Origin of the sequence: Cytobacillus firmus (assembly GCF_023715565.1) — a bacterium.
Lineage (GTDB): Bacteria > Bacillota > Bacilli > Bacillales > Cytobacillaceae > Cytobacillus > Cytobacillus firmus_C.
Window position 1 is genome coordinate 1 of sequence record NZ_JAMBOJ010000056.1, and the last position, 23632, is coordinate 23632.

The following is a 23632-nucleotide window of genomic DNA, read 5'->3' on the forward strand; positions in this document are numbered from 1 at the left end:
CCAGTAGAATCTGCGGAGCGAAATTTTTGAAGTAGTGGAAGGGGCCCCCTTCCACTACTTCAAAAACATAGAGCTAAATAACTTGTTTTTCCTAGGAATGAATTTACACAAAATAGTGGACTTGACTCAGGAGGCTGGTAGTTAGAGTCGGAACCTGATCCAACTTCGGACAGAAACAGCAGAAACCGGTCGTTAGCGTCAGAACCCGGCTCCACTTCGGACACAAGGAGCAGGAATCGTGTAGTTAGCGTCAGAACCCGGCTCCACTTCGGACACAAGGTGAAGGAACCGTGTAGTTAGCGTCAGAACCCGGCTCAACTTTGGACACAAAAAGCAGGAGGCTGGTAGTTAGAGTCGGAACCTGATCCAACTTCGGACAGAAACAGCAGAAACCGGTCGTTAGCGTCAGAACCAGGTTCCACTTCGGACACAAAAAGCAGGAGGCTGGTGGTTAGAGTCAGAACCCGGCTCAACTTCGGACAGAAACAGCAGGAAGCGTGTAGTTAGCGTCAGAACCCGGCTCCACTTCGGACACAAAAAGTAGAAACTGTGCCCACAGAGTCAGAACCCGGCCCAATTTCAACCAGAGAGGCCGAAAAAGAACTCGCAGAGTCCAACTTGGCAAACTCAAATCAGAATCTTCTTACCGAAACCACACACTTTCTACTATAATAAAAAAGAGAATAGATAAACTCAGCGCACACCGCCAGATAATTTCAGGCGTACCTGCGCTTTTCTAAAATGGGGTGAGAAAATGAAATTAATTGTAGGGCTTGGGAATCCCGGCAAGCAATATGATAAGACGAGGCACAATATTGGATTTGATGTGATTGATGTTTTATCGGACCGGTTGAATATTCCACTGAATCAGGCCAAGCTGAAAGGCGTATTTGGTGCAGGTTATGTGAACGGTGAAAAAGTATTGCTGCTTAAGCCTCTTACATATATGAATTTATCCGGAGAGTCCATCCGGGCTGTTATGGATTATTTTGAGATTAATGATGATGAACTTGTAGTCATCTATGATGATCTTGATCTTCCTGTAGGCAAGATTCGGCTCCGCCAAAAAGGGAGCGCAGGAGGCCACAATGGGATCAAGTCGACAATCGCACATGTGGGAACACAGGAGTTTAACAGAATCCGGGTCGGGATCGACCGTCCGCCAAGCGGCATGAAGGTGCCGGATTATGTGCTCGGCCGCTTCACGAAAGAAGAACAGGCCATCATGAACGAAACGGCTAAAAAGTGTGCAGATGCCTGTGAGGAATGGTTCAAAAAACCATTTTTACAGGTAATGAACGATTTTAATCAATAATCTTCATATTTTATTAATCTTATCATAGAATAATGTATCTCACCTTTGGCGGCAGCACAGAATGCGTGAATAAGTTCTTTGCCCCGAGTCCATACTAGGATATATGGACAGTTTAACGGGAGGGACAGGCATGTCTATTCATTATCATTGCCGCCATTGCGGAACAAAGATTGGTTCAATAGAGAACAGTTCTGTATACTCAGAACAGCTTGGCTTCCATAAGCTAAATGATCAGGAGCGCCAGGAGATGATCTCGTATGATCAGTCAGGAGATATGCATGTAAGAGCAATCTGTGAGGATTGCCAGGAATCACTCGAACGCAATCCGGATTATCATCAGCAGGACTTTATTATTCATTAACAAGCTTTGGAGGCAATCCAAAGCGTTTTTCTATTTCTGTTTTGAGGCATTATATATTTGATAGAAACCGTTCTATAGTTTCTTGTTGTATCCTTATGTTATTTAGTAAGATTAATGATAGAAGAAATGGAGTTTGCAGACTGTCAGTTTTTAGGCGCAAAGGGGCCTTGAATGACATCTGCCTTTTGGCGGTTAAACTGGCAGAGCACTTTTATAAAACAAATGAGCTTTTGAACGCTGAGAACTGCACGGCTCCAGCGCCTGTCCCTCGAGAATTACGGGGTAAAACAAGGCGCTTGCGCTTTTCTAAAAAGATAAGAAAGTATATTTTTAACGTTGAGAACTGTCTAGCTCCAGCGCCTACCCCCTCGAGGTCACAAGCTTGTCTTGTGCTTGCTGGGGGTGGGCAAGGCGCTTACGCTTTTCTTATAGGAGGGGCTTTCATGTTTGGTCTTAAAGAGATTATTAGCCGGCAGGATGATGTAAGTTCCATCTTGTCTGGCATTGAGGAAGGACTGCGGGAGCAGATGCTTGCCGGTTTATCAGGATCGGCACGCACCTTGTTTTTGTCTTCCATATATGAGCAATCGGGAAGGCCGATGCTTGTTGTGACGCACAACCTTCTGCAGGCACAGAAGCTATATGATGATATCGTCAATCTGGCAGGAGAATCGGAAGTATTTTTGTATCCTGCCAATGAATTGATCGCAGCTGAAATGGGGATTGCCAGCCCTGAGTTAAAGGCCCAGCGGATAGAAGCTTTAAATTATTGGAGTACAAATAAGACAGGTATCATGATTGTCCCGATGGCCGGGCTGAGAAAAATTCTTCCGCCTCCAAACCACTGGACACAATACCAGCTGTCTTTAAAAATAGGCGATGAATTGAATGATGATCAATTAAAAAGATTTGTTCAGATGGGCTATGTCCGTTCGGAGATGGTTTCTTCGCCAGGAGAATTCAGTGTCAGGGGCGGAATCATTGATATCTATCCACTGACTGAAGCGGATCCGGTAAGGATTGAGCTGTTTGATACGGAAGTGGATTCGATCCGGACTTTTTCTTTGGAGGATCAGAGATCAAAAGAAAAACTTACCGAGATTTCAATTGGCCCGGCAACCGAAATCCCTCTTGATCCAGAGCAATTCGAGAACATAATTGAAAAACTGGAAAAAGGTTTGGGAACAAGCCTGAAAAAATTAAAAGACGATAAAGCGAAAACGCAGCTGGCCCAGAATGTTGGCTACGAATTGGAACAGCTGCGAATGGGGAACAAGCCTGAACAGCTTTTCAAATACCTTTCGTTTGCCTTTGAGGAAGGAAGTAGTTTAGTAGACTATCTCCCTGCCAATGGCTTAATTTTCATTGATGAAATCAGCCGTGTTCAGGAAATGAACGACTCCCTGGATAAGGAGGAGGCTGAGTGGTATACAAGTCTTTTAGGTGAGGGCAAGATCATTCATGATGTGAAGGTATCCCACACGTTAAAAGAGTTTTTGCACCGTTCCAGGCATCCGATAACGTATATGTCGCTGTTTCTGAGACATGTGCCGAATACCAACCCGCAAAACATCATTAATGTCACCTGCAAACAGATGCAGAATTTCCATGGACAGATGCATGTGTTGAAAAGCGAGCTGGACAGATGGAAAAAAGGCAAATATTCGGTCGTATTCCTGGGCCCTGATGAAGAGCGGATCAAAAAGCTGAAGAGAGTGCTTGAAGACTACGAGATTGAAGCGGCATTTGTGAGTGTGAATGACCCGATTTTAACAGAGAAAATCCAAATTACAGAAGGCAGTCTGCAGACCGGATTTGAGCTTCCAGGGCAAAAGCTGGCCGTTATTACGGAAGAAGAGCTTTTTAACAAACGTACAAAAAAGAAGGCCCGCAGGCAAAAGCTTTCAAATGCGGAGAGAATCAAAAGCTATTCCGAACTGAAGGTTGGGGACTATGTCGTTCATGTCAATCACGGGATCGGAAAATACTTGGGGATTGAAACCCTTGATATTAACGGAGTTCATAAAGATTATCTCCATATCCGCTACCAGGGCAGCGACAAGCTGTACGTACCGGTAGAGCAGATTGATCTTGTCCAGAAATATGTCGGCTCCGAAGCAAAAGAGCCTAAAATTTATAAGTTGGGCGGAAACGATTGGAAGCGGGTTAAGAAAAAGGTTCAATCATCTGTTCAGGATATTGCGGATGATTTGATCAAGCTTTATGCAGAGCGCGAGGCATCAAAAGGCTTTGCCTTCAATCCGGATGGGGATATGCAAAGAGAGTTTGAAGCGGCCTTCCCTTACCAGGAAACAGAGGACCAGATCCGCTCCATCCATGAAATTAAGAAGGATATGGAGAGGGAGCGCCCGATGGACCGCTTATTATGCGGAGATGTGGGCTATGGGAAAACAGAAGTGGCCATCCGTGCTGCCTTTAAGGCGATTGCAGATGGAAAGCAGGTTGCCATTCTTGTTCCGACGACGATCCTGGCTCAGCAGCATTATGAAACGATGAGAGAACGATTCCAGGATTACCCGATCGAAATTGGGCTATTAAGCCGATTCAGAACAAAAAAGCAGCAGACCGAAACGCTTAAGGGCTTAAAGGCAGGGACTATTGACGTAGTTGTCGGCACACACCGGATTTTATCAAAGGATATCCAGTATAGAGATTTAGGCCTGCTTGTTATTGATGAAGAGCAGCGCTTTGGCGTGACACATAAAGAAAAGATCAAGCAGCTTAAGACTAATGTGGATGTCCTTACTCTGACAGCCACACCAATCCCGAGAACCCTTCATATGTCAATGCTTGGCGTTCGGGACCTTTCCGTTATTGAAACACCTCCTGAAAACCGGTTCCCGGTTCAGACTTATGTGATGGAATACAATGGTGCGCTGGTTCGTGAAGCCATTGAAAGGGAACTGGCGAGAGATGGACAGGTCTATTTTCTATATAACCGGGTGGAGGATATAGAACGAAAAGCCGAGGAAATATCCATGCTGGTTCCAGATGCAAGGGTAACATATGCCCATGGGAAAATGACGGAAAATGAGTTAGAATCTGTTATGTTAAGCTTCCTAGAAGGCGAGTCCGATGTTCTCGTCAGCACAACGATTATTGAAACAGGCGTAGATATTCCCAATGTCAACACGCTGATTGTCCATGATGCAGACAAGATGGGTCTGTCCCAGCTTTATCAGCTCAGGGGCCGGGTTGGCCGTTCCAACAGGGTTGCCTATGCGTATTTTACGTATCGAAAAGATAAAGTACTGACAGAAGTAGCTGAAAAGCGGCTTCAGGCCATCAAGGAATTTACGGAACTCGGATCAGGCTTCAAAATTGCCATGCGTGACTTATCCATCAGGGGCGCCGGCAATCTGCTTGGAGCAGAACAGCATGGATTTATCGACTCGGTTGGATTTGATTTGTATTCACAAATGCTGAAAGAAGCGATTGAAGAACGGAAAGATAAGCTGGATGGCATCGAGGAAAAGCCGGCTAAAATTGAAATCGATCTGGATGTTGATGCCTATATTCCTGATTTCTACCTGTCTGATGGCCACCAGAAAATTGAAATGTATAAGCGATTCCGCGGAATTTCCTCTCTTGAAGATGTAGAAGAGCTTCAGGATGAAATGATCGACCGTTTTGGCGAATATCCGGATGAGGTAGGCTACTTATTCCAAATCGCCGAAATGAAGGCTTATGGCGAACTGGCAGGAGTCGAGATAGTTAAGCAATCCAAACAGGAAGTGCTGATTCTTTTAACTGAAAAGGCCAGCGAACATATAGACGGTCAGAAGATTTTCCAGATCACCAGCAAATATGGGCGGATGATCGGCCTGGGCATGGATGGAAAGAAGCTGAAAGCAGTCCTTCATATTAAAGGCGTCAAAACAAATGAATGGCTAAACATTGCCTACGAAGTGATTAAGGGAATGCAGGAAGCTAAGAAGGAACAAGAACATCCAACTGTGTAACTCTTGGACATCAATCTGTCAAAAAAATGAAATATTAGAAATGTTTATCTCGTTCTGACAAGGGTATTTTTAAGTGAAGACCATTTGGAATGTTTATCCGTAAATGGAATGAATAACATCTATGAGAAAAAGTTTTTGTGCACGTATATAACTTTCCATATGAAAGATACTAAGTTCAAACATGGCGATGCATTCATTTTCTCCCAATTATGGATCATAGCCAGAAGAGGAGAGAGCAAGTGCTGGCGCTGAAGAGAATGTCTAGCTCCAGCGCCTAGCCCCTCGAGTCATAAGCCAAATCACTCCACAAATCAAGATATCCTCCGTGATTCGACTTAGGCTTGCCGGGGCTGAACAAGGCGCTTCCGCTTTCCTAAAAATCATCAGATGAAAGTGAGGCAACGTTGGATGAAAGCAACAGGTATAGTTCGTCGTATCGATGATTTGGGTCGTGTAGTCATTCCTAAAGAAATCCGCAGAACATTGCGTATTCGTGAGGGGGACCCGCTGGAGATTTTCGTAGATCGTGATGGAGAAGTCATCTTAAAGAAATATTCACCAATCAGTGAACTGAGCGATTTTGCAAAAGAATATGCAGAAGCATTATATGACAGCCTGGGAAATCCAGTGTTAATCTGTGACAGAGATACTTACATTGCTGTTGCAGGCGGTTCTAAAAAGGACTATTTAAACAAGAATATAAGCGATCTTGTTGAAAAAACAATGGAAGAACGCAGTTCAGTCCTGGTAAACCAATCAGGCGATATTTCGCTTGTGGACGGGAACACTGAATCTTCCTCTGCTTATACAATTGGCCCTATCATTGCAAACGGCGACCCAATTGGTGCAGTTATCATTTTTGCTAAAGAAGATTCACTTGGCGATGTGGAACAAAAAGCAGTTGAAACAGCAGCAGGCTTCCTGGCCAGACAAATGGAATCATAAAAATGAATACTTAATGAAAGGGGTAGCGGAACGCTGCCTTTTTTCTTTGGCATGCAAACCAAAAAGAAGTGAACGCAACCCTGGTAATTCCGCGCACAACCGAAAAATCCCGCACAAAGCCCCAATATGCTATAATACTTTCGAATTCAATTGGAAGGAGATGGGCAACCTGAGGCCCGTTCAGACATCAGGCGATTTGTTTAGAGGTGCGTTTATCTTGACGGTCGCTGCCCTGATTATCAAAATTTTAAGCGCCATTTACCGGGTCCCTTTTCAAAATATTGTCGGGGATGTAGGGTTTTATATATATCAGCAGGTTTATCCGTTCTATGGAATCATTATTGTGTTATCTACATACGGGTTTCCGGTCATTATTTCTAAGCTTTATGCCGAACAGGTTGCTTTGAAGAAAGAGCAGGATATTCAAAATTTATTTGCCGTATCTGCCTTTGTTCTATTCATAATAGGTTTTATCGGGTTCGCAACCCTATACTGGGGCTCGGACTGGCTGGCAGCCAGGATGGGCGATCCGCAACTCTCGATTCTGCTCAGAGTGGTGGCCGCTGTGTTTCTTATTTTTCCAGTCCTGTCTCTTTTCCGGGGATATTTTCAAGGGAAAGGAGACATGGTTCCAACCGCTGTTTCCCAGGTAGGAGAACAGCTTGTCAGGGTCGTGACGATCCTGCTTGCCGCTTATTTGCTGGTTAAGGAAGGGAATTCCCTCTACATGGTGGGAGGCGGGGCCATGTTCGGGGCCGTTACCGGCGGAGTCATCGCCGTCCTGATTTTGATTACCTTTTTTTATATAAAAAAAAGAAAAAACCTGCCGTCCGCCATTTCAATTGATTTTAAACAAGGCGGCAAGCTTGCCAAAACGATTATCATACAGGGATTTGCCATCTGCATAAGCAGTCTCGTGCTTATTTTCATTCAGCTGGCAGATTCGTTTAATTTATACTCGCTCCTCTTGGCATCCGGGATTGAAGGGGAAGAAGCCAAGGCGCTGAAAGGCGTGTATGACCGAGGACAGCCGATTGTCCAGCTGGGCATTGTCGTGGCAACATCCATGTCTCTCTCACTGGTGCCGCTCATTTCCAAAGAAAAAATGAGAAATCAGCCCTCATTCCTTCATAGTAAAATCAGACTTGCCCTTCAAATCGGCATTCTGGTTGGAGCTGCTGCAACCGTGGGGCTCTGGAATATTATAAAGCCTGCGAATATTATGCTGTTTGAAAACTCATCAGGATCAGATGTCCTTGCAATTCTCAGTCTGCTGATTTTGCTGAGCAGTCTGATCATCACTATCACCGCTATTTTACAGGGACTGGGATTCATCTTTTTCCCGGCAGGAGCCATTCTGCTTGGATTTGCGGCAAAACTCGGCCTGAATACGCTATTGGTGCCATCATACGGCACAATCGGTGCAGCCGCGGCATCATGCCTAGCCCTTGCGGCCGTCCTCATGCTTCTTATAGCAAAGCTTCAGGTATACCTGAAAATTTCATTGATTTCACTGCGTTTTCTATTTAGGGCTGGGTTCGCAGCACTAATGATGTCAGTTGTTCTGCAGCTGTACCTATCTGCCACAGCATTTATGAGCATCACGGAATCGGGCAGGGCGTTTGCCGGATTTCAAGCATTAAGCGGCGTAGCGCTCGGTGGCTTTACGTATTTGTATATCATGTTTAAAGGCAATACTTTTAAAGAGGAAGAGCTTGCTTTGCTGCCGTTTGGAAGCAAACTCATGTTCTTGCTTCCCAAAAAGACTAGGAGATGAATCGCTTTATGAAAAAAATAACCATTCTCGGACTTGGAGCAGGAGATTTGGATCAGCTTCCTTTTGGCGTATATAGACAGCTTAAAAATTCAGAGGTTCTTTACCTGCGGACTAGAGAGCATCCGGTTCTGCGTGATCTTGAACAGGAAGGGCTGACATATCAGTCCTTTGATCATATCTACGAAAAGCATGAGCAGTTTGAAGAAGTATATGAGGAGATTTGTGAATTTCTCCTGAATGAAGCTCATGCCAAAGAGGTTACATATGGAGTTCCAGGCCACCCGCTTGTTGCGGAGCGTACGGTTCAGCTTCTCATTGAGCGTGCGCCGCAAAGAGGCATCGAGATCACGATCGGAGGAGGACAAAGCTTCCTGGATCCTTTATTTCAGGCTTTGAGGATCGATCCGATCGAAGGTTTTCAGCTGTTGGATGGAACAGATCTGAAAAGAGATGAAATTCAGGTGGCACAGCACGTCATCATTGGACAGGTGTATGATCAGTTTGTTGCGAGTGACGTCAAGCTGACATTGATGGAAAAGCTCCCTTACGATTACGAGGTTTATATTGTAACAGCTGCCGGAAGCAGTGAAGAAGTGATTAAAAAGGTGCAGCTGCATGAATTGGATCATAATATGGAGCTGAATAACTTAACTTCCGTATATGTGCCCCCTGTAAAAGATGAGACTGTCCTCTATAAAGACTTTTCAAAGCTGCGCAGCATTATCGCTGAATTGCGCGGACCAGACGGCTGCCCATGGGATAAAAAGCAAACCCATGAATCATTAAAGAAATATTTAATCGAAGAAGCCTATGAGCTTATTGAAGCGATTGATAATGAAGATACCGAGCATGTGACGGAAGAACTGGGCGATGTCCTTCTCCAGGTGATGCTTCATGCTCAAATCGGCGAGGACGAAGGCTATTTTGCCATTGATGATGTGATAGAAGGCCTTTCCGAAAAAATGGTCCGCCGCCATCCCCATGTCTTTGGCGATGTACAGGCTGAAAATGAGGAAGATGTCCTCAAAAATTGGCAGAGCATTAAGCAGGAAGAAAAGGGTGACAAACAGGAATCCTTGATGGATTCTGTCCCGAAATCCTTCCCAAATTTGATGAGAGCGGCTGAAATTCAGAAAAAAGCAGCAAAAGTCGGCTTTGACTGGAAGGAAGTTGAGGCTGCCTGGGAGAAGGTAAAAGAAGAGATTGCTGAATTCGAGAAAGAAGCCGCAGACTCCAGCCCGGAGATGGAGCCGGAATTTGGCGATATCCTGTTCGCTCTCGTGAATATTGCGCGTTTTTATAAAATCGATGCCGAAGAAGCTGTGAGAAAAACAAATGAAAAATTCATCCGCCGTTTTAAGTATGTGGAAGAACGGGTATTGATGAGCGGCAGAAAATTTGAAGACTTTACGCTCGAACAGCTCGATGAATTCTGGAATGAGGCAAAATCCAAAGGTTATTAATAGAGGAGTGGCGTCAAATGAGATTAGATAAATTTTTAAAAGTATCAAGACTTATCAAAAGAAGGACACTGGCAAAAGAGGTCTCTGATCAGGGAAGGATCACGATAAACGGACAGCAGGCAAAAGCAAGCTCTACGGTTAAAGTGGGCGATGAGCTTCAAGTCCGCTTCGGCCAAAAGCTGGTAACGGTCAAGGTGGAACGCCTGCAGGAAACGACCCGCAAGGAAGAGGCTGCCGGCATGTACTCGGTTGTGAAGGAAGAAAAAGTGGAATCGGAAGCATAGGACGTATGAGCTCCCGCTTTTCTTAAATCATTGAACTTCGATAACTGTCTAGCTCAAGGCGCCATCGGCTCTCGGGTCTAAGCCAATCCGTCTAAAGGTTTAAAAAACCATTCAGCCGCCTCGTCTTATGCTTGTGGCCCGCAGGATGCGGGTCAAGCAGACGTTACACAGGACGTTGCGGTGTTAGTCTGCGTTCATAGATAGGCGGGCGCCTTGCGCTTTTCTTGATGGCTTGTTCTATTTTAATCCTCCCATTCATAAACATGTACAAAAAGGTTGTACTATGTGATTGCGGGGGATGAATAATGAGTCAATATTATGAATCAAATTCAAACAAAACCAATACTCAGGAACATGATGTCATTATGAGAGGCAGAAGGCTGCTTGATATTACAGGTGTTAAACAGGTGGAAAGCTTTGATAATGAAGAGTTTTTGCTCGAAACCGTAATGGGCTTCCTTGCGATTAGAGGGCAGAATCTGCAGATGAAGAATCTGGATGTGGACAAGGGAATTGTTTCCATCAAAGGGAAGGTATTTGACCTTGTTTATATTGATGATCAGAATGGAGACAAAGCTAAAGGTTTCTTTAGCAAGTTGTTCCGATGACACTGACCACTCAATTTGTGACCATGCTGGCGATGATAGGCATGGGAAGTGTATTTGGGGCAGCCCTTGATACGTATAATCGTTTCCTGCAAAGGACCAAGCGGAAAAGCTGGCTCGTTTTTATTAATGATATTCTTTTTTGGATCGTACAGGGTCTGGTAATCTTCTATATTTTATTCCTGGTGAACAAGGGTGAACTGAGGTTTTATATTTTCATTGCTTTGCTGTGCGGTTTTGCCGCATATCAAAGTTTATTTAAGAAAATGTATCTGCGGGTATTGGAGATATCCATCCGAATGGTGATCTCCATATACCGCTTTTTCGTGAAGACTTTAACGGTGCTCATCTATAAACCGATTCAGGGTCTGATTATGGCGTTAGTTGCGATTGCCGTCATGCTTGGAAAAGGACTTTATTCCCTATTAAAAGTCATACTTCGAGTCTTTTGGTTTATCTTGAAGATCGTTTTTCTGCCTGTCAAATGGATTTTGTCACTTTTATGGAAAGTTTTGCCGAAAAAGATTAAAAAAACAGTCGAGAAGTTATATAATAAATTGGCAGGATATTTACAGCGGATAAAGAATTATGTTTTAAAATGGACAGCTAAGTGGAAAAAACCTAAAGAGTAAGGAGGGAGTGCGGAAATGAGTGCCACCAAGAAGAAAAATGTAGCCAAAATGGAAACCAGCTATGTCAAACAGCAGGAAGCAGCAGAGATCAGTGCAGGCCGGAAGAAAAAGCTTTTATTTCGCAGATTAGCAGCATTTTTCACACTGGCAGCCGTCGTTTCATTTTTTATGATCACAACACTCGTTTCGCAGTCTGCTGCTCTGGAAGAAAAAGTGGAAGAGAAAAACAGGCTGGATCAGGAACTTTCTGACTTGAAGAAGAAAGAAGTAATGCTCGAAGAAGAAATTGTTAAGCTGAATGATGATGAGTATATCGCGAAGCTTGCCCGCAAAGATTATTTCCTATCTGACAATAACGAAATCATCTTTAACCTCCCTGAAGAAGATTCGGAAAAAGAAAAGAAAAAAGAAAAAAAGGCCGACTGAGGCTATATTGACACTTTTTTTGAGGTTTCTGTATAATATATAAAAGTTTCACCTTATATTTTTCAAGGAGGCAGTTTTTTTAATGTCAATCGAAGCAGGCAGCAAGTTAACAGGAAAGGTTACAGGCGTTACAAATTTCGGAGCATTTGTGGAGTTGCCGGAAGGCTCAACCGGTCTGGTGCACATAAGTGAAGTCGCTGACAAGTATGTAAAAGATATTAATGAGCACCTAAAAGTGGGTGACATGGTTGAAGTGAAAGTCATTAATGTCGAAAAGGACGGCAAGATTGGATTATCCATCAAAAAGGCAAAAGACCGGCCTGAGCGTTCTGAAAGACCTGAAAGAGGAGACAGAAAAGAATTCAGACCGAATTCCAATTCTGGCCGCCCTCGCCATAACCGATCAAACGACAATCGCCCTAAAGAAAACTTTGAAGCCAAAATGGCCCGTTTCCTGAAGGACAGCGAAGATCGTCTGTCATCGCTAAAACGCCATACTGAATCCAAGCGTGGAGGAAGAGGAGCAAAGCGAGGCTAACTTGCTGCTGATCGATCTATATAGCAGGATGGAAAACAAGTCCGGGTGGGCTTGTTTTTTTTTGTGCTGTTTCATAACTAATTCAGCCATCAAAAAAACGCCAGCCTAAGGCTGACGCTCTTTTGAAATGACCCGTACGGGATTCGAACCCGTGTTACCGCCGTGAAAGGGCGGTGTCTTAACCGCTTGACCAACGGGCCGGGATAATAATAGATTTTGCAATGCGCTTCCACATTTCCATGTTGTCCAGCTTCAGCGCGTAGGAGCTCTCGGGTCTAAGCTAAGCTGTCAAAAAGGTAAAGTGCAACCTTTCTGCCAGCTTGTCTTGCCCCTGGGCAAGGCACTTCCATATTTCATGATAGCGGCGGAGGGGATCGAACCCCCGACCTCACGGGTATGAACCGTACGCTCTAGCCAGCTGAGCTACACCGCCAAATTTCAATAGATTACTAGATGTGCTCTGAAGCACAAGATTTATCATACAAATTTTTAAAAAGGAAGTCAATAAGATATTAAAAGAAATATGTCGTAAATTTCCCTTGCCGCTTCGTCAATTTCTTCCATGCTTCGCTTTTGGCAGAAAGCTGTCATTTCAGTGGTTTGTTTACTTTTTTTGCCAGAACTAAACCAAACCTCAGAAAGTCCCATTTTAAATCTTGTTATCTATCCCCATATATAGTGGAAAACCGTCGAACGAAAAGCCGGGGCTTGTCCGCTATTTTGACAAACTTCTGGAGCGCTTGATTTTATAATTGTCAGCAACGATAAAAAAATGGGGAGTGTAGTTTAATGGAAAAGGTAGAAAGGAATATAATGGAGCCGATCGGGGAAGTGCCCTTCAACAAACCGAAACTGGATATTGCCAAAGGCTTAAAAAAGCTCCAATCAGGGCTGGAGAATTTCTTTCTGAAAAAAGGCTATGTTCTGCTGATCATTGGCTTTTTGCTTGGAAGAGCCTTGATATTGGCGAAGCTAACCCCATTTAGCCTTCCGTTTTTTGCCGCGGTATATTTCATACGAAGAGATAAGGCACCCCTGGCACTGGTGGGATTAATGGCTGGCGCCGCCACATTATCTATATCCAATGCAGTATCTGCTTTTGGAATTACCTTCATCTTTTTATTCGCGTTCCGGGTCTCAAAGAAATGGCTGTCTAATGAAATCAGGGTACTGCCTTTTTATGTATTTTTTACTCTCTTGGCAGGCAAGCTCCTGGAGGCCTTCATTATGAAGGGCCAGCTGACTTTATATGATGGCATGATGGCCGGTGTCGAGTCGAGCCTGGGATTTATCCTGACGCTTATTTTTTTGCAGGGGCTTCCGCTTTTATCTATAAATAAACGCAGACAATCACTAAAAACCGAAGAAATCGTCTGTCTGATCATTATGCTGGCTTCTGTTATGACGGGAACCATCGGCTGGACGGTCTATGATCTTTCAGTGGACCATATTTTGTCACGCTACCTTGTCCTGCTCTTCGCCTTTGTGGCAGGAGCTACAGTCGGGTCGACAGTAGGGGTGGTAACCGGACTGATCTTCTCCCTTGCGAATATATCGAGTTTTTATCATATGAGCCTGCTTGCTTTTGCGGGCCTTTTAGGCGGTCTTTTAAAAGAAGGCAGGAAGTTTGGGGTGGCATTCGGCCTTTTGGTTGCGACACTCCTGATGGGCATGTATGGAGAGGGCAGCGGAAACCTCATGAAAACTCTGTCAGAAACAGGTGCAGCCATTCTTTTATTTTTACTAACCCCGCAGGCTTTAACGTTAAAATTGGCCAAGCACATCCCAGGAACACCTGAATATGCAGCAGAACAGCAGCAATATATGAGAAAAATGCGTGATGTGACAGCACAGCGCGTTGCTCAATTTTCGAGCGTCTTTCAGGCTCTTTCCAAAAGTTTTTCCTCCCATGATGAACCGTCTCAATGGGAAGAAGACAGTGACAGGGAAGTGGATTATTTCTTAAGCAATGTAACGGAAAAAACCTGCCAGACCTGCTTTAAGAAGGATCATTGCTGGTCAAAGAACTTTAATACAACCTATGACTATATGATGGATATTATGCATGATGTGGACAACAACGACGGTGCCCTTTCTCCAAAGCTTGCGAGGGATTGGGAAAAGTACTGCACAAGATCGAAAAAAGTGGCAGAAGCTGTTCAGCAGGAGCTGACTTATTATAAGGCGAACCAAAAGCTGAAGAAGCAGGTACAGGAAAGCAGAAGGCTGGTAGCTGACCAGCTGAGGGGTGTTTCGGAGGTGATGGGTGACTTCGCCAAAGAAATTCAGAGAGAGCGGGAAAATCACCATAAACAGGAAGAACAGATCCTTGAAGCGCTTCAGGAGTTCGGCATTCATATCGAGCAAGTGGAAATCTACAGCCTGGAGCAGGGGAATGTCGACATTGATATGACCATCCCGTACTGCCAGGGTCACGGGGAATGTGAAAAGCTCATTGCACCGATGCTATCTGATATTTTGGGAGAAACGATATTAGTAAATTCAGAGGAATGTGCCGCGTTTCCGAATGGGTACTGCCATGTCACATTCCGGTCAGCCAAGGCTTTCGTGGTTGAAACAGGCGTTGCACATGCAGCGAAGGACGGGGGCTTAGTGTCCGGGGACAGCTATTCTACTATTGAGCTGGGCTGCGGAAAGTATGCGATTGCGATCAGTGATGGAATGGGCAACGGGGAAAGGGCCCATGCAGAAAGCCAGGAAACGCTACAGCTTCTGCAGAAAATTCTTCAATCAGGCATTGAAGAGCAGGTTGCCATTAAATCTGTCAATTCCGTACTGTCTTTACGGACCACAGACGAAATTTTCTCCACATTGGATCTGGCCATGATTGATCTGCAAAATGCCGACGCAAAATTTTTGAAAATTGGATCAACTCCAAGCTTCGTAAAAAGAGGTCCTAAGGTCATTAAAATTCAGGCCAGCAACCTCCCGATGGGCATCATACAGGAATTTGATGTCGATGTGGTCAGTGAGCAGCTTAAAGCGGGTGATTTATTGATCATGATGAGTGATGGTGTGTTTGAAGGGCCAAAGCATGTGGAGAACTTTGATCTGTGGATGAAGCGCAAAATATCCGAATTGAAAACGGACGATCCGCAGGAAGTGGCCGATCTCATTATGGAAGAAGTGATCAGGTCAAGATCCGGAAATATAGAGGATGATATGACAGTGGTCGTCTCAAAGGTTAAGCATAATACACCGAAATGGACAAGCATCCCTGTGCATGCCATCCGTCAAAAAGCCAACTGATTAATTTGCTCATCATGGCGTGTTAACATGTATATTTCCTCTCCAAACAGTCGAAAATGCTAACAACTCATATGTGGAGGGGAGTTTCAAAATGAAAACAGGAACACTGAAGCAAATTTTACTGATAACGGATGGCTGTTCAAATCAAGGTGAAGATCCCATTGCCATGGCGGCTCTCGCCAAGGAGCAGGGAATAACTGTGAATGTAATTGGAGTCATGGAGCAGGATGTCATTGATGAACAGGGAATGAACGAAATTGAAGGAATCGCCATGTCAGGAGGCGGAGTCAGTCAGGTTGTCTACTCTCAGCAGCTTTCCCAGACGGTACAGATGGTGACGAGAAAAGCCATGACCCAGACACTTCAGGGAGTGGTGAATAAAGAGCTCCAGCAGATTTTGGGCGGTTCGAAAACAATGGAGGACCTCCCGCCTGATCAGCGCGGCGAAGTGATGGAGGTCGTAGATGAATTGGGTGAGACGGTCGAGCTTGAAGTGCTGGTCCTCGTGGATACCAGTGCAAGCATGAAACATAAGCTCCCTACCGTGAAGGAAGCCCTGCTGGATCTGTCCCTGAGCCTGAATGCACGCTCTGGTGATAACCGATTTTCTGTATTCGTATTTCCCGGGAAAAAGAAAGATGTCGAAAAACTGCTGGATTGGACACCGAATCTTGAATCGCTCACCAGCATATTCTCGAAATTGACAACAGGCGGGATTACGCCGACAGGCCCGGCTATTCATGAGGCACTAAACCATTTCAAGAAAAAACGTTCATTAAGGAGTCTGCTTTCCCGTGATGATGAATCATTCTTTGAAGAGTCAGTGTAAAGTTAGCCCTGGTACTGTGATTGAAGGTAAGTGGCACCGCAGCCGATATACCATTATTAAGGAATTGGGGTATGGTGCTAATGGGATTGTATATCTCGCCAAAAACCAAAATCAGCAGGTTGCTTTGAAAATGAGTGATAACGGGATGTCCATCACGTCCGAGGTGAACGTCCTTAAATCCTTTGCAAAGGTCCAAGGCTCTGCCCTCGGGCCTTCTTTGCTTGATGTCGATGATTGGGAGCGAAGGAGCGGCAAGGTATCATTCTATGCAATGGAATATATTCAGGGTCCTGATTTGCTGACATTCATTCAGCAGAAGGGGCCATCCTGGACCGGTGTTTTAATTGTACAGCTTCTGAACGATTTGGATGCATTGCATAAAGCGGGCTGGGTGTTCGGTGATTTGAAGCCGGATAATCTGATTGTAACAGGCCCTCCATCGCGAATACGCACCATTGATGTGGGCGGAACTACCATACAGGGAAGGGCAATAAAGGAATTTACGGAGTTTTACGATCGCGGCTATTGGGGACTCGGGACCAGAAAGGCTGACCCAGCTTATGATCTCTTTGCTGCTGCCATGATTTTAATCAATACAGCCTATCCAAAAAGGTTTGCCAAAACAACGGGTGACCTTAAACAGCTCCAAATGATGGTCCGCCAAAAGAAAGAACTGCTGAAATACGAAGATGTTATTCTGAATGCTCTGCAGGGCCACTATAGCTCAGCCGGTGAAATGAGAAACGATATGCTCCAGCTCACACGTGCAAATCCGGCGCAAAGGAGTACGGTAAGCAGAAATCCCGGACAAACCGCCAGCCCTCAGCCTGCCAGCAGGCAAATGACCAGGCAGAAAAAACAGAAAGGGAGCTTCTTTGAAACCCTGCTGATTACCTTTATTGTAAGCCTGCTATATTTCTTATATATTTACGGGCAGCTGCTTTGAATTAAAAAGAAATGAAACTTTCTATTCCTTAATCCGTATTATAAGCTTAATCCCTTTTGATATTTACCCTTTAATAATGATATGCTTTTCTATAGGAAGGATTATGCTGCCTTTTGCAGGGGTAGTAGTAAATATATTTCATTGGACAAGGAAGAAGCCTATGCTTGAAGAGAAAGTGAGTGCTTTCCTTAAGAAAAAGGGATTGGATTTAAAAAATAAGAAAATAGTAATCGGTGTATCAGGAGGGCCGGATTCCATCGCACTGCTCCATTATTTTTGGAGCAGGCAGCAGCAGTTTCAGATAGAACTGATTGCCGCACATGTCGATCATATGTTCAGAGGCGAAGAATCCCTTCAGGACGCCATGTTTGTAAAGGAGTACTGCAGGGACAAGGCCATTCCATTTGAAATGGAAAGAGTGAATGTGCCTGAGTATATGGAGAAGTCCGGGAAGAGTTCCCAGACAGCTGCCAGGGATTGCCGCTACAGCTTCTATCAAAGAACAGCGGGGAAATATGGGGCAGACTATATAGCGCTGGGGCATCATGGCGATGATCAGGTTGAAACCATTTTGATGCGCCTCACAAGGGGAAGTGCAGGCAGCGCAAGAGCAGGTATCCCTTTTACGCGTCCGTTTGGCGATTATACGATCATCCGTCCGTTTCTTTGCTTGAATAGAGCGGAAATCGAAAGCTATTGCCTGAAAGAACATCTGAACCCCCGGCGGGATCCAAGCAATGAAAAAGGCATATACAGCCGGAACCGCTTCAGGCAGGAAGTGCTCCCATTCCTGAGAAAAGAAAATCCCCAGGTGCATGAGCATTTTCAAAAATTCAGTGAAGATTTACAAAGTGATGAAGCATATCTGCAGGAATTAACCGTCCATAAAATGAATACAGTAATGAAAAAGAATGGCAATGAGGAAATTAGTGTGAATATCGATGCTTTTGAGGCAATGCCAATGCCTTTACAAAGGAGAGGGATTCAACTAATATTAAACTATCTTTATAAGGAAAGGCCGGCATCGTTATCGGCATCTCATATAGAGAGTATTATTTCCTTAATGAAAAGTCCTCATCCATCGGGAAATTTAGATTTTCCAGGCGGTTTACATATTGTACGCTCCTACCGGCAATGCCACTTTTTATTCCCGAAGGAACCAGTACAATCCTATCGATATGAAATCTTCAAACCTGCAAGCATTAAACTCCCAAACGGCGGATCGATTATTCTTGAATATGCTGACTGTCCTGAAGGAAATCTAAACAATGAAACCCTGGTACTGGAAAGGGACAGTGAATATTTTCCAATCATAATCAGGACTAGAGAAAAGGGAGACCGCATGACGCTTAAAGGAATGCAGGGGTCCCGAAAGATTAAGGACATTTTCATCGATCACAAAATTCCGCTGCATGATCGGAAAACCTGGCCAATCGTGACAGATGCAAAAGGCAGGATCCTATGGGTGCCTGGTTTGAAGAAATCGCATGTTGATAGGCAGCAGCAATCCTGCACCAGTTATATTATTTTAAAATACATAAAGTAATGATCTTCTAGGGGGCACACTAAATGATGAAAAATGATATTGAAAAAGTACTGATTTCGGAAGAGGAGCTGCAGGATAAGGTTAAATCCCTTGCTGCTGAACTTACTGAAGAATACCAGGACCGATTCCCGCTTGCCATTGGTGTTTTAAAAGGGGCAATGCCTTTCATGAGCGACCTTTTAAAGCGTGTGGATACATATCTTGAGATGGACTTCATGGATGTTTCAAGCTATGGGAATTCAATGGTTTCTTCAGGAGAAGTGAAAATCCTGAAAGACCTTGATACTTCTGTTGAAGGCAGAGATATTCTGATCATTGAAGATATCATTGACAGCGGCTTGACACTCAGCTATCTGGTTGAGTTGTTCCGCTACAGAAAAGCGAAAAGCATTAAGATTGTAACACTGCTTGACAAGCCAACTGGAAGAAAGGCTGATATCAAAGCGGATTATGTAGGATTTATTGTTCCTGATGCGTTCGTAGTCGGCTATGGCCTGGATTATGCGGAAAAGTACCGCAATCTCCCATATATTGGAGTGCTTAAGCCGGAAGTATACAGCAATAACGATTAAGGAAATCCTAAGTATGATCTTGGATTAAAGCCCTTTACTGAAACAGGAATCACCCGGTTTTAAGAAGTCTAATTCCTTGTATTGGCACGATTTTCTATGATACTATACACTATAGTTTGTTTACCGTGGGAGGAGGTAAGGGATGAATCGGATCTTCCGGAATACCATCTTTTATTTATTGATATTTTTAGTCATTATTGGAGTTGTCAGCTTCTTTAACGGCAACAATGAACCAACAGAGCACATCTCTTATAATAAATTTGTTGATCACTTGGAAAGCGGCGACATTACGTCCATTTCCCTTCAGCCTGAGAGAGGTGTTTTTGAAGTACGGGGTCAGCTTAAAGGATATGAGGAAGACAAATACTTCCTGACTTATATCATGAACAATGATAATATCCTTGACCGTGTGGATCAATTAGCCCAGACATCGGATGTCGATGTTATGCCGGCTAAGGAAACAAGCGGCTGGGTTACATTCTTTACGTCAATCATTCCTTTCATCATCATCTTCATACTATTCTTCTTCCTGCTGAACCAGGCGCAGGGTGGAGGCAGCCGTGTGATGAACTTCGGCAAAAGCAAAGCCAAGCTATATGATGAAAGCAAAAAGAAGGTGCGCTTTAAAGATGTTGCAGGCGCAGATGAAGAAAAACAGGAGCTTGTTGAGGTCGTTGAGTTTCTTAAAGACCCGCGCAAGTTTGCTGAATTGGGAGCAAGAATTCCTAAAGGGGTTCTTCTTGTAGGACCTCCGGGAACAGGTAAAACCTTGCTTGCACGGGCAGCTGCCGGTGAAGCGGGCGTTCCATTCTTCTCTATTAGTGGTTCTGATTTCGTTGAAATGTTCGTCGGGGTGGGTGCTTCCCGTGTCCGCGACTTATTCGAAAATGCGAAAAAGAATGCACCTTGTATTATTTTTATCGATGAAATTGATGCTGTAGGACGCCAGCGTGGTGCCGGCCTTGGCGGCGGACATGATGAACGCGAGCAGACCTTGAATCAGCTTCTTGTTGAAATGGATGGATTTGGAGCAAATGAAGGAATTATCATCATTGCTGCCACTAACCGTCCGGATATTCTTGACCCGGCATTATTGCGTCCGGGACGCTTTGATAGACAGATTACGGTTGACCGCCCGGATGTCAAAGGCCGTGAAGCGGTGCTTAAAGTACATGCCCGCAACAAGCCTTTAGATGAATCGGTTAACTTAAAGAGCATTGCGATGCGCACTCCTGGATTCTCAGGAGCAGACCTTGAAAATCTATTGAATGAAGCAGCGCTTGTAGCTGCCCGCCGCAATAAGAAAAAAGTCGATATGGAAGATATCGATGAAGCAACAGACCGCGTGATTGCGGGACCAGCCAAGAAGAGCCGTGTTATTTCCCAAAAGGAAAGAAATATCGTTGCCTTCCATGAAGCAGGTCATACAGTGATCGGTTTAGTGCTTGATGAAGCAGAAATGGTTCATAAGGTTACAATCGTTCCACGCGGCCAGGCCGGAGGATATGCAGTGATGCTTCCGAAAGAAGACCGCTACTTCCAGACGAAGCCTGAGCTTCTCGACAAAATTGTCGGATTGCTTGGCGGACGTGTGGCTGAAGAAATCGTCTTCGGTGAAGTAAGCACAGGTGCCCATAATGACTTCCAGCGTGCGACAGGCATTGCCCGCCGAATGGTAACCGAATTCGGAATGAGTGACAAGCTTGGACCATTACAGTTCGGACAGTCTCAGGGCGGCCAGGTATTCCTTGGGCGTGACTTCCATAATGAACAGAACTATTCAGATGCAATTGCATATGAAATCGATCTTGAGATCCAGCGCATTATCAAGGAATCTTATGAAAGAGCAAGAAAGCTCTTAACAGAAAACCGCGATAAGCTGAATCTGATCGCCAATACATTGCTTGAAGTTGAAACGCTTGATGCGGAACAAATCAAGCACTTATCAGATCATGGCAGACTGCCTGAACGTTCAGTGACTTCCATTTCAACGGATGAAGATGTGAAAGTAAACATCAGCATCAAGAAAGAGGATCCTGCTGAAACAGGCGAAATCCCTGAAGCAAGGGAAGGCTCAAGCCCCGCAGAAGCGGATGTGCCACCTGCCATCGACGAAGAGCACAAAGACAAATAATAATCGAAAAGCGCCTCCAGGGGCGCTTTTTTTTTGCCGGAAAATATTATTTCCAAAACCGTCCGGGATTTTCGATTACACGAAACAACAGCAGTTGTGATATGATGTTTTCAGTGAAAAAAGAGTTTTAAATAATCATAAAGTGGTGAGAATGTTGATTTTTGTTTTCGACGTAGGGAATACGAATATCGTTCTGGGTGTCTATGACCAAGATGAATTAAAGCATCATTGGCGAATCGAAACCAACCGGAATAAAACAGAAGATGAATATGGAATGATTGTAAAGTCTCTGTTTGACAATGAGAATCTTTCCTTTTCAGATATAGATGGCATTATCATTTCCTCGGTAGTGCCGCCAATTATGTTTTCGCTTGAAAGAATGTGCCAGAAATATTTCCATGTGAAGCCTCTTGTTGTAGGTCCTGGCATCAAGACAGGCTTAAACATCAAGTATGATAACCCGAAAGAAGTGGGGGCAGATCGCATCGTCAATGCAATCGCTGCCATCCATGAATACGGAAGCCCGTTAGTTATTGTCGATTTTGGAACAGCCACTACCTATTGCTATATCAATGAACATAAACAATATATGGGCGGCGCCATTGCCCCGGGAATCGGCATTTCAACAGAGGCTCTTTATTCCCGTGCAGCGAAGCTTCCGAGAATAGAAATTGCCCGACCTGATCATATTGTCGGAAAAAATACCGTATCTGCCATGCAGGCGGGAATTCTTTATGGTTATGTCGGCCAGGTTGAAGGCATAGTAAAAAGAATGAAAGATCAGGCAGATGAACAGCCGACTGTCATTGCCACTGGAGGCCTTGCGGGGCTCATCGCACAAGAGTCGAATATCATTGATGTTGTGGATCCATTTTTAACACTAAAGGGCCTGCAGATTATTTATAAACGAAATATGGAAAACATAAAGAAATAGCAAGTAAAAAAGCTGCTTTCATTAAAGCAGCTTCTCTGGAAAGGAGCAAAAAATGAGCGATTATTTAGTAAAAGCACTTGCATATGAGGGACAAGTCCGTGCCTATGCATCCCGCACTACCGAAACAGTTGGGGAGGGCCAGCGCAGACATTATACATGGCCAACCGCGTCAGCTGCTTTAGGAAGAGCCATGACGGCAGGTGTGATGATGGGTGCCATGCTGAAGGGCGATAATAAACTGACGATTAAAATCGAAGGCGGTGGCCCAATTGGCGCCATCCTGGTAGACAGCAATGCAAATGGAGAGGTGCGCGGATATGTAACAAATCCGCAGACGCACTTCGACCTTAATGAGCAGGGCAAGCTTGACGTGCGCCGTGCGGTCGGCACTGAAGGGACCCTGTCGGTCGTGAAGGACATTGGCATGAGAGAACACTTCACAGGACAGGTTCCGCTGATTTCGGGAGAACTTGGGGAAGATTTCACCTATTACTTTGTTACTTCTGAACAGGTTCCTTCTTCTGTTGGAGTGGGCGTCCTTGTTAATCCTGATAACTCTATTCTTGCTGCTGGTGGATTCATTCTGCAGCTTATGCCGGGAACGGATGAAGAGACGATCACTCTAATTGAAAACAGACTGAAAGAAATCCCGCCTGTATCCAAATTGATCCAGCAGGGATTAACGCCTGAAGAGCTATTGGAAACGATTCTTGGAAAAGATAATGTGAATTTCCTTGAGAAGCTTCCTGTATCCTTCACCTGCACATGTTCAAAAGAGCGTTTTGCCAATGCGATTATCAGCCTCGGTGAAGAAGAGATCCAGCAGATGATCGATGAAGACGGCCAGGCTGAAGCTTCCTGCCACTTCTGCAACGAGAAATATCATTACACAAAAGAAGAACTGGAAGAATTGAAAAACGAAGTAAAGTGATAATATAAGCGTTTGCCGGTCCGGAGGCCGGGGCCAAACGCTTTTGTTTTTTAAAATAGAGAAATTAGAAATGTCGAGCTTCAGTGCCTGCCGCCTCGAGTGTCGGGGAGGGGCAGGTGCTTGCGCTTTTCTTAGGGGGAG

19 protein-coding genes and 2 tRNA genes are annotated in these 23632 nt (G+C 44.6%); 19 read left to right on the plus strand and 2 right to left on the minus strand.

Features of this window, described 5'->3' with window-relative positions; translation table 11 throughout:
• Positions 1–754: 754 nt before the first annotated feature.
• The 11 genes from pth (at position 755) to M3205_RS19325 (ending at position 12329) form a co-directional block, all read left to right on the plus strand.
• On the plus strand, positions 755–1315 hold the full coding sequence (gene pth / locus M3205_RS19275) for an aminoacyl-tRNA hydrolase (protein WP_251171360.1): 561 nt from the start codon (positions 755–757) through the stop codon (positions 1313–1315).
• Between the two features lie 130 nt (positions 1316–1445).
• Entirely contained in the window at positions 1446–1676 is a 231-nt protein-coding gene (locus M3205_RS19280; protein ID WP_095246053.1) for an anti-sigma-F factor Fin family protein, read from the plus strand.
• 443 nt (positions 1677–2119) lie between these two features.
• The gene (mfd, locus tag M3205_RS19285) at positions 2120–5659 is read left to right on the plus strand and encodes a transcription-repair coupling factor (RefSeq protein WP_251171361.1); all 3540 of its coding nucleotides are present in this window, start codon (positions 2120–2122) and stop codon (positions 5657–5659) included.
• A gap of 408 nt (positions 5660–6067) precedes the next feature.
• Positions 6068–6604 carry a stage V sporulation protein T gene (gene spoVT / locus M3205_RS19290; RefSeq protein ID WP_009336655.1) on the plus strand — a complete coding sequence of 179 codons (537 nt, stop codon included), beginning with the start codon at positions 6068–6070 and terminating at the stop codon, positions 6602–6604.
• Positions 6605–6773: 169 nt separating this feature from the next.
• Complete coding sequence (locus tag M3205_RS19295) at positions 6774–8381, plus strand: putative polysaccharide biosynthesis protein (protein ID WP_251171380.1); 1608 nt, start codon at positions 6774–6776, stop codon at positions 8379–8381.
• 8 nt (positions 8382–8389) lie between these two features.
• The gene (yabN, locus tag M3205_RS19300) at positions 8390–9844 is read left to right on the plus strand and encodes a bifunctional methyltransferase/pyrophosphohydrolase YabN (protein ID WP_251171362.1); all 1455 of its coding nucleotides are present in this window, start codon (positions 8390–8392) and stop codon (positions 9842–9844) included.
• Positions 9845–9861: 17 nt separating this feature from the next.
• Complete coding sequence (locus M3205_RS19305; RefSeq protein WP_048009791.1) at positions 9862–10128, plus strand: RNA-binding S4 domain-containing protein; 267 nt, start codon at positions 9862–9864, stop codon at positions 10126–10128.
• 305 nt (positions 10129–10433) lie between these two features.
• Positions 10434–10736, plus strand: coding sequence for a sporulation protein YabP (gene yabP, locus M3205_RS19310; RefSeq protein WP_206845858.1), 303 nt, complete (start codon positions 10434–10436; stop codon positions 10734–10736).
• A complete protein-coding gene (yabQ, locus tag M3205_RS19315) occupies positions 10733–11365 on the plus strand; it encodes a spore cortex biosynthesis protein YabQ (protein ID WP_251171363.1) in 633 nt (210 codons plus the stop codon). The genes yabP and yabQ overlap by 4 nt, the downstream gene beginning before the upstream one ends.
• Before the next feature lie 15 nt (positions 11366–11380).
• A complete protein-coding gene (locus M3205_RS19320; RefSeq protein ID WP_251171364.1) occupies positions 11381–11791 on the plus strand; it encodes an FtsB family cell division protein in 411 nt (136 codons plus the stop codon).
• An 82-nt stretch (positions 11792–11873) separates the two neighbouring features.
• Positions 11874–12329 carry a S1 domain-containing RNA-binding protein gene (locus tag M3205_RS19325; protein ID WP_251171365.1) on the plus strand — a complete coding sequence of 152 codons (456 nt, stop codon included), beginning with the start codon at positions 11874–11876 and terminating at the stop codon, positions 12327–12329.
• A gap of 128 nt (positions 12330–12457) precedes the next feature.
• Here the strand turns inward: M3205_RS19325 and M3205_RS19330 are convergent.
• Positions 12458–12529 (minus strand) — tRNA-Glu (locus M3205_RS19330).
• A gap of 159 nt (positions 12530–12688) precedes the next feature.
• Positions 12689–12762: transfer RNA gene (locus M3205_RS19335), tRNA-Met, on the minus strand.
• A 356-nt stretch (positions 12763–13118) separates the two neighbouring features.
• Here M3205_RS19335 and spoIIE point away from each other — a divergent pair.
• From spoIIE to hslO, 8 genes are all read left to right on the plus strand, one after another.
• On the plus strand, positions 13119–15599 hold the full coding sequence (gene spoIIE, locus M3205_RS19340; RefSeq protein ID WP_251171366.1) for a stage II sporulation protein E: 2481 nt from the start codon (positions 13119–13121) through the stop codon (positions 15597–15599).
• Between the two features lie 31 nt (positions 15600–15630).
• Positions 15631–16428 carry a VWA domain-containing protein gene (locus M3205_RS19345; RefSeq protein WP_311315743.1) on the plus strand — a complete coding sequence of 266 codons (798 nt, stop codon included), beginning with the start codon at positions 15631–15633 and terminating at the stop codon, positions 16426–16428.
• A complete protein-coding gene (locus M3205_RS19350) occupies positions 16397–17374 on the plus strand; it encodes a serine/threonine protein kinase (protein WP_251171367.1) in 978 nt (325 codons plus the stop codon). Before M3205_RS19345 ends, M3205_RS19350 begins: the two co-directional genes overlap by 32 nt.
• A 160-nt stretch (positions 17375–17534) precedes the next feature.
• Complete coding sequence (gene tilS, locus M3205_RS19355) at positions 17535–18920, plus strand: tRNA lysidine(34) synthetase TilS (protein WP_251171381.1); 1386 nt, start codon at positions 17535–17537, stop codon at positions 18918–18920.
• Positions 18921–18946: 26 nt separating this feature from the next.
• On the plus strand, positions 18947–19492 hold the full coding sequence (gene hpt, locus M3205_RS19360; protein WP_251171382.1) for a hypoxanthine phosphoribosyltransferase: 546 nt from the start codon (positions 18947–18949) through the stop codon (positions 19490–19492).
• A gap of 142 nt (positions 19493–19634) precedes the next feature.
• Positions 19635–21626, plus strand: a complete 1992-nt coding sequence (gene ftsH / locus M3205_RS19365) for an ATP-dependent zinc metalloprotease FtsH (protein ID WP_251171368.1) — start codon at positions 19635–19637, stop codon at positions 21624–21626.
• Positions 21627–21780: 154 nt separating this feature from the next.
• Positions 21781–22560 carry a type III pantothenate kinase gene (locus M3205_RS19370; RefSeq protein WP_251171383.1) on the plus strand — a complete coding sequence of 260 codons (780 nt, stop codon included), beginning with the start codon at positions 21781–21783 and terminating at the stop codon, positions 22558–22560.
• A gap of 52 nt (positions 22561–22612) precedes the next feature.
• Positions 22613–23491, plus strand: coding sequence for an Hsp33 family molecular chaperone HslO (hslO, locus tag M3205_RS19375; protein ID WP_251171369.1), 879 nt, complete (start codon positions 22613–22615; stop codon positions 23489–23491).
• Positions 23492–23632 lie beyond the last annotated feature (141 nt).

Bases quoted from the DNA above. Each gene is read 5' to 3' on its own strand.
- M3205_RS19280 (WP_095246053.1), top strand. From the start codon at position 1,446: ATGTCTATTCATTATCATTGCCGCCATTGCGGAACAAAGATTGGTTCA.
- M3205_RS19305 (WP_048009791.1), top strand. From the start codon at position 9,862: ATGAGATTAGATAAATTTTTAAAAGTATCAAGACTTATCAAAAGAAGG.
- tilS (WP_251171381.1), top strand. From the start codon at position 17,535: ATGCTTGAAGAGAAAGTGAGTGCTTTCCTTAAGAAAAAGGGATTGGAT.
- yabQ (WP_251171363.1), top strand. From the start codon at position 10,733: ATGACACTGACCACTCAATTTGTGACCATGCTGGCGATGATAGGCATG.
- spoVT (WP_009336655.1), top strand. From the start codon at position 6,068: ATGAAAGCAACAGGTATAGTTCGTCGTATCGATGATTTGGGTCGTGTA.
- hpt (WP_251171382.1), top strand. From the start codon at position 18,947: ATGAAAAATGATATTGAAAAAGTACTGATTTCGGAAGAGGAGCTGCAG.
- hslO (WP_251171369.1), top strand. From the start codon at position 22,613: ATGAGCGATTATTTAGTAAAAGCACTTGCATATGAGGGACAAGTCCGT.
- yabP (WP_206845858.1), top strand. From the start codon at position 10,434: ATGAGTCAATATTATGAATCAAATTCAAACAAAACCAATACTCAGGAA.
- mfd (WP_251171361.1), top strand. From the start codon at position 2,120: ATGTTTGGTCTTAAAGAGATTATTAGCCGGCAGGATGATGTAAGTTCC.
- pth (WP_251171360.1), top strand. From the start codon at position 755: ATGAAATTAATTGTAGGGCTTGGGAATCCCGGCAAGCAATATGATAAG.
- yabN (WP_251171362.1), top strand. From the start codon at position 8,390: ATGAAAAAAATAACCATTCTCGGACTTGGAGCAGGAGATTTGGATCAG.
- M3205_RS19320 (WP_251171364.1), top strand. From the start codon at position 11,381: ATGAGTGCCACCAAGAAGAAAAATGTAGCCAAAATGGAAACCAGCTAT.
- M3205_RS19325 (WP_251171365.1), top strand. From the start codon at position 11,874: ATGTCAATCGAAGCAGGCAGCAAGTTAACAGGAAAGGTTACAGGCGTT.
- spoIIE (WP_251171366.1), top strand. From the start codon at position 13,119: ATGGAAAAGGTAGAAAGGAATATAATGGAGCCGATCGGGGAAGTGCCC.
- M3205_RS19350 (WP_251171367.1), top strand. From the start codon at position 16,397: ATGATGAATCATTCTTTGAAGAGTCAGTGTAAAGTTAGCCCTGGTACT.
- ftsH (WP_251171368.1), top strand. From the start codon at position 19,635: ATGAATCGGATCTTCCGGAATACCATCTTTTATTTATTGATATTTTTA.